The following is a 6,406-nucleotide window of genomic DNA, read 5'->3' on the forward strand; positions in this document are numbered from 1 at the left end:
TTCTGCTCCGATTTTCAGTGGCGATACGTGCTCTCACCGGGGCGAATCACCTGAGAATCTGGAACGCGAGGCCGTCGCACCCGTGACGGCGCCCGCCCCCGGATCCCGCATCCTCGACGGAGAGAGAGTATGAGCGAGACAACCCACACGTCGGCCATCGAGTACGACGCGACGCAGGAACTGAGCGTCAAGGACGCCAACAAGGTCGCACTCGGCGCCCTGATCGGCACCGCACTCGAGTGGTACGACTTCTTCCTCTTCAGCGCGGCCGCCGCGCTGGTGTTCAACGTGCAGTACTTCACCAGCGAGAACGCGACCGCCGCCGCGCTGGCGTCGTTCGCCACCTTCGGCGTGGGCCTCGCGGCCCGCCCCATCGGCGGCATCATCTTCGGCCGCATGGGCGACCGCATCGGTCGCCGCAAGGTGCTCATGATCACGATCGTCGGCATCGGCATCGTGACCGGCCTCATCGGCCTGCTTCCGACCTACGCGGCCATCGGCATCGCGGCGCCGGTGCTCCTCGTGCTGCTGCGCGTGCTGCAGGGCCTGTTCGTGGGCGGCGAGTGGTCGGGCGCCATGACCATCGTGGTCGAGAACGCGCCGCTGCACCTGCGCGCCCGCTACGCGGCGATCCCGCAGATCGGCTCGCCGATCGGCACCATCCTGTCGTCGGGCGGCTTCTTCGCGATGACCCTGCTGTTCTCGCAGCAGAACTTCGACGCCTGGGGCTGGCGCATCCCGTTCCTCATCGCGTTCCCGCTGCTGATCGTCGCGGTCTACATCCGGAGCAAGCTCGAGGAGTCGCCGGTCTTCCGCCAGCTCGAGGAGTCGGGCGAGGTCGAGCAGAGCCCCGTGCTCACCACCTTCCGCAACAGCTGGAAGCAGATCATCATCGGCATGGCCGCCGCGCTGCTCGGCGTGGGAGGGTTCTACCTGGTGACCGCGTTCTGCGTCTGGTACGGCGTCAACGTGCTGGGCTACGAGTCGTCGCTCATGCTGCTCGGCAGCATGGTGGCCGCGGCCGTCGAGATCCCCGTGCTGATCTGGGGCGGCATCCTGGGCTCGAAGTACGGCGCGAGCCGCGTCATCCTCTGGGGCGGCATCGCCTCGGCCGTGGTCTCGGTGCCCGCGTTCCTGCTGCTCTCCTCGGGCGTCCCGGTGCTCGTGGTGATCGCCATGACGCTCGCCGTGGGCACGCTCTCGCTGCCCTACGCGGCGTCGGGCACGGTGCTCACCGGCCTCTTCCCGGCCAAGACCCGCTACACGGGTGTCGGCCTGGCGCAGAACGTGGCGGGCATGCTCTCCGGCTTCATCCCGCTGCTCGCCACCGGTTTCGTCGCCGCCGCGGGCAACCACTGGTGGCCGGCCGCCGCGATGCTCGCCTTCCTGTCGCTGTTCACCGCGGTGGCGGGTGCGGTCGCCCCGCGCATAAGCGTCAAGCTGCCCGGCTTCAAGCACTGAGCCCGCACGGCGGCCGGGCGGATCACCCGCCCGGCCGCCGCCCTCACCCCATCTCCGTCAGACTCCCGGAAGGAACTCCCCCGATGTCAGCGCCCACCTCCTCCTCGTCCGCCGGACACCTCATCGTCCGAACGCTCGAAGCGCACGGCGTGCGGCGCGTGTACGCGGTGCCGGGGGAGAGCTACCTCGATGTGCTCGACGGTCTCCACGACTCCTCGATCGAGACCGTCGTGTGCCGGCAGGAGGGCGGTGCCGGGTTCATGGCGCTGGCGGAGGGCCGCCTGACCGGGCTGCCCGGCGTGGCGATGGTGACGCGCGGCCCGGGTGCCGCGAACGCGATGATCGCGATCCACACCGCCTGGCAGGACGCCACTCCGCTCGTGCTGTTCGTCGGCCTGGTGCCCGTGCACGACCGCGAGCGCGAGGCGTTCCAGGAGTTCAGCCTGACCGGCTGGTTCGGCTCGACGGCGAAGCGGGTCATGACGATCGACGACGCGGATCGCGCCGGCGAGCTCACCGCGGAGGCGATGCGGATCGCCGCCGCCGGGAGGCCGGGGCCCGTGGTCGTGGGGCTGCCCGAGGACGTGCTCGTGCACCTCACCGAGGCGGCTCCCTCCCGGCCCGTCGCGGCCCCCTCCCCGCAGCCGGCCCCGGCCGAGATCGAGACGCTCGTGGAGCGCCTCGCCCGCGCCGAGCGCCCCGCGATCGTGGCGGGCGGCGACGGCTGGCACGGCGGCGCCGGGCGGCAGCTGCTCGACTTCGCGGCCGCGGCCGGCGTGCCGGTCTTCTGCGACTGGCGCGCCTACGACGCGGTGCCGCACGAGGGCCCGGCGTGGGCCGGCTGGCTCGGCTACGGCCGCGCCGACGCGGTCGCCGCGGGGTATGCCGAGGCCGACCTCCTCGTCTTCGTCGGGTGCTCGCGCTCCGACGTGCTCAGCGACGGCTACACGCTCGGCTTCGAGGCCGAGACCGTGCTCGTCTCGCTCGACCCCGAGGCGACCCAGCACGCCGGCCGGATCGATCAGCAGATCCTCGCCGCCCCGGCGGGCTTCGTCGCCGCGCTCGCGGGCGCCGACCCCGCAGCCGCCCGCGGATCCCGCGCCGACGGGTGGATGCGCGACCGCGCCGAGGCGCAGGCCCGCTTCGCGGCGCATCGTGCCGACGCCTCGGTTCCGGGCGCCGCCGCCGACGCCGGAGTCGACCTCGGCGTCGCATTCGGACAGCTCGACGACCGGCTCGACGGCCGGGCGATCCTCACCTTCGGTGCGGGCAACGCGACCATCTGGGCGCACCGCTTCGTGCGCCATCTCGACCCCGCGAGCCTCGTGGGCGCGCGCAACGGCGCGATGGGGCTCGCGGTGCCCGCAGCGGTCGCGGCGTCCCTCGCGTTCCCCGAGCGGCGCGCGGTCGCGGTGTGCGGCGACGGCGACTTCCTCATGAACGGCCAGGAGCTCGCGACCGCCGTCGCGCACGGCGGCAAGCCGCTCGTGATCGTCGTCGACAACGGCATCTACGGCACCATCGTGCAGCACCAGGAGAAGCACTACCCCGGCCGCCCCTCGGGCACGCGCATGGCGAACCCCGACTTCGCGGCGTGGATGGCCTCCTTCGGCGGGCACGGCGAGCGGGTCGAGACCACCGAGGAGTTCGCCCCGGCCCTCGACCGCGCCCTCGCGGCCGACGGCCCGGCGCTCGTCCACGTGCTCATCGGCGACGAGGTCATGCCTCCGGCGTCGAGCGAGATCGCCGCAGATCCCACCCCCGCGAACTGAGAGGCCCGCATGCGACTCGATCTGATCATCCGCGCACGCGAGATTCTCACCATGGATCCGGCCCGGCCCGCCGCGACCGCGGTCGGCGTCATCGGCGGCCGCATCGTCGGCTTCGACGACGAGCTCGCCGGGCTCGACGCCGAGCGCGTGCTCGACTTCGGCGACGCGGTGGCCACGCCCGGCCTCATCGACGCCCACTGCCACACGGCCTGGTGGGGCCTGGGGCTCGCTGCGATCGACCTCAGCGCGGCGCGCGGCCTCGACGAGCTCTACGGGCTGATCGCGGCCGAGACCGCCCGGCTCGACGAACTGGGCGACCCCGACGCGTGGGTGCACGGCACCGGCTTCAACCAGGCGCATCACGGCGGGAGCTTCCCCGACATCGCGCGCCTCGACGGGATCACCGGCGATCGTCCCCTCTACCTGCGGCACACCTCGGGCCACGCCTCGATCACGAACACCGCTACGCTGCGCCTCGTCGGCGCGCTCGAGCCGGGCTTCGAGAATCCGGTCGGCGGCGTCGTGGTGCGCGATGGCTCCGGGGCGCCCACGGGCCTCGTCGAGGAGGCGGCGCAGGGCCTCGTGCAGGCGCTGCTGCTGCCCTACTCGCGCGAGCGCCTGGTCGAGGCTCTCGACGCCGCGACCTCGCGCTATGCGGCGCAGGGCATCACGAGCTTCACCGAGGCCGGCGTGGGCGGCGGCTGGATCGGGCACAGCCCCGTCGAGGTCGCGGCCTACCAGGCGGCATCGGAGCGCGGCCGCCTGCACGCCCGCGCGCAGCTGATGCCGGCGATCGACGCGCTGCGGCCGCTCGAGGGGCACGCCGCCGACTTCCACGGCGAGGGCCGCGGGGCGGGGCTCGACCTCGGCATCCGCACCGGCTTCGGCGACGACGCGGTGCGCTTCGGCCACGTCAAGGTGTTCCTCGACGGCTCCCTGCTCGGGGCGACCGCCGCGGTCACCGAGGACTTCTGCGGGCACGCCGAGCACGGCAACCGCGGCTACCTGCTCGACGAGCCCGAGACCTACCGCGAGCGCGCGCTCGGCGCCTACCGCGCCGGCTGGCCCCTCGCCCTGCACGCGATCGGCGACGCCGCCATCGACCTCGCCCTCGACATCATCGAGGAGGCGCAGGAGCGCTACGGCCGTCTCGACGTGCCGTGCCGCATCGAGCACTTCGCCATCGCACGCCCCGATCAGGTGGAGCGCGCGGGACGCCTCGGCGTCGCGGTGACGCCGCAGGCCGGATTCATCGGCTCCTTCGGCGAGCAGATGGCGGATCGCGTCGGCCCCGAGCGACGCGACTGGCTCTACCGCGGGCGCTCCGTGATCGACGCGGGCGTCATCCTGGCCGGATCCTCGGACCTCCCCGTCGCCGACAACGACCTCCGCCGCGGCATGCAGTCGGCGGTCGACCGGATCGCCGACGGCGGCGCCGCGCTCGGCCCGGCCGAGGCGATCACCCCCGAGGAGGCGCTGCGCACCCACACCGAGTGGGCGGCGCGCGCGACGGGCCAGCTCGCCGACAAGGGCACGCTCGAGCGCGGCAAGCTCGCCGACCTCGCCGTGTTCTCGGCCTCGCCGCTCACCGCGCCCAGCATCGCCGAACTCGGCGTCGTCGCGACCGTGCTCGGCGGCGAGCTGAGCTACGACGCACGATCCTGACCAGCTGATCCCGCCCCCGCAACCCGCCCTCACCCCGCCTCGAAAGGACCGACAATGACTCAGCAGGACGACTCCTTCCTCGCAGACTGGGCCGTGCACTCCCGCTTCGGCGCGGTCGAGGGCACGAACGGCGTCGAGCGGCAGGCCGCGAGCGAGGCGGACGGGCAGCAGCGCAAGTGGTTCGCGCGGCTGCTCGAGTCGCACGGCTTCACGGTGCACCGCGACGCCATCGGCAACCAGTTCGGGCTGCTCGAGCTGGTGCCCGGCGCCCCCTACGTGCTCACCGGCTCGCACATGGACTCGCAGCCGACGGCGGGCCGCTTCGACGGGGCCTACGGCGTGATGGCGTCGGCGCACGCCTGCTTCCGCGTGGCGGACGAGCTGCGGGCCGACCCCTCGCGGGCGCGCTTCAACCTCGCCGTGGTGAACTGGTTCAACGAGGAGGGGTCGCGCTTCAAGCCCTCCATGATGGGCAGCTCGGTGTTCACGGGCAAGATGCCGCTCATGGACGCGCTCGCGACGCGGGATCCCCGCGGCGTCACGGTGAAGGAGGCGCTCGATGCCATCGACGAGCGCGGCGGCGCCGTGTTCGGCGAGGGCGGGCCCGAGGTCGCCTCGTACGCCGAGATCCACGTCCAGCAGGGCCGCAGCATGGAGCAGGACGGCGTGACGATCGGGCTCGTGAACGCCACCTGGGGCGCGCACAAGTTCGAGTTCAGGATCACGGGCGAGCAGGCCCACAGCGGATCGACCCTCATGGAGGACCGCCGGGACGCGCTGCTCGGCGCGGCCCGCCTCATCGTCGCGGCCCGCGAGCTGGTCGACGAGTTCGAGCCGGGCATCCTGCACACGGCCTGCGGCGAGATCAACGTCTACCCCAACTCGCCCGTCGTCGTCGCGAGCGAGGTGCAGCTGCTCTTCGACCTGCGCTCGCCGAGCAGCGAGGTGCTCGACGCGGCCTACGCGAGGGTCATGGAGACCGTCGAGCGGGTGCAGCGCGAGGATCGCGTCGAGATCGAGGTCGTCGCCGAGCACAGCTGGGGCCAGAACCCCTACCCGGAGGCGGGCGTCGAGCTGGCGCGCGAGGTCGCCGAGGAGCTCGGGCTGACGCACGACCGCGTGATGACGGTCGCCGGGCACGACTCGACCAACATGAAGGATCGGGTGCCCGCGGTGATGCTGTTCGTGCCGAGCGTCGACGGCATCTCGCACAACCTCAAGGAGTTCACGCGCGACGAGGATCTGCTCGCCGGCGTCGACCACCTCACGGGCGTCGTGCGCCGCCTCGCGGAGGGTGCGCTCGTCGACTGAGGCGCCCGCTCGAGCGAGGGCCCGCCGGTTGAACGCGCCCCCGCCGGTTGAGCGAGCGCAGCGAGTCGAAGCCCCGCGCGGGCCCGCCCGCCGGCGTGGGGCCTCCCTACCAGCCGAAGACGAGGGCCGGGTGGGTGAGCCGCCACCAGAGATCGGGCTCGAGGATGGCCTCGGTGGTGACGACCGGGATCTCCTCG

4 protein-coding genes are annotated in these 6,406 nt (G+C 72.9%); all 4 read left to right on the forward strand.

The window, feature by feature from the left end:
• Nucleotides 1–129: 129 nt before the first annotated feature.
• Nucleotides 130–1,461, forward strand: a complete 1,332-nt coding sequence (locus ACWKZU_RS07690; RefSeq protein WP_449281734.1) for an MFS transporter — start codon at nucleotides 130–132, stop codon at nucleotides 1,459–1,461.
• Nucleotides 1,462–1,544: 83 nt separating this feature from the next.
• On the forward strand, nucleotides 1,545–3,233 hold the full coding sequence (locus ACWKZU_RS07695) for a thiamine pyrophosphate-dependent enzyme (protein ID WP_449281735.1): 1,689 nt from the start codon (nucleotides 1,545–1,547) through the stop codon (nucleotides 3,231–3,233).
• 9 nt (nucleotides 3,234–3,242) lie between these two features.
• Nucleotides 3,243–4,898, forward strand: coding sequence for an amidohydrolase (locus ACWKZU_RS07700; RefSeq protein ID WP_449281736.1), 1,656 nt, complete (start codon nucleotides 3,243–3,245; stop codon nucleotides 4,896–4,898).
• Nucleotides 4,899–4,952: 54 nt separating this feature from the next.
• Complete coding sequence (locus tag ACWKZU_RS07705; RefSeq protein WP_449281737.1) at nucleotides 4,953–6,209, forward strand: M20 family metallo-hydrolase; 1,257 nt, start codon at nucleotides 4,953–4,955, stop codon at nucleotides 6,207–6,209.
• Nucleotides 6,210–6,406 lie beyond the last annotated feature (197 nt).

It is taken from the genome of Leucobacter sp., from assembly GCF_053528595.1.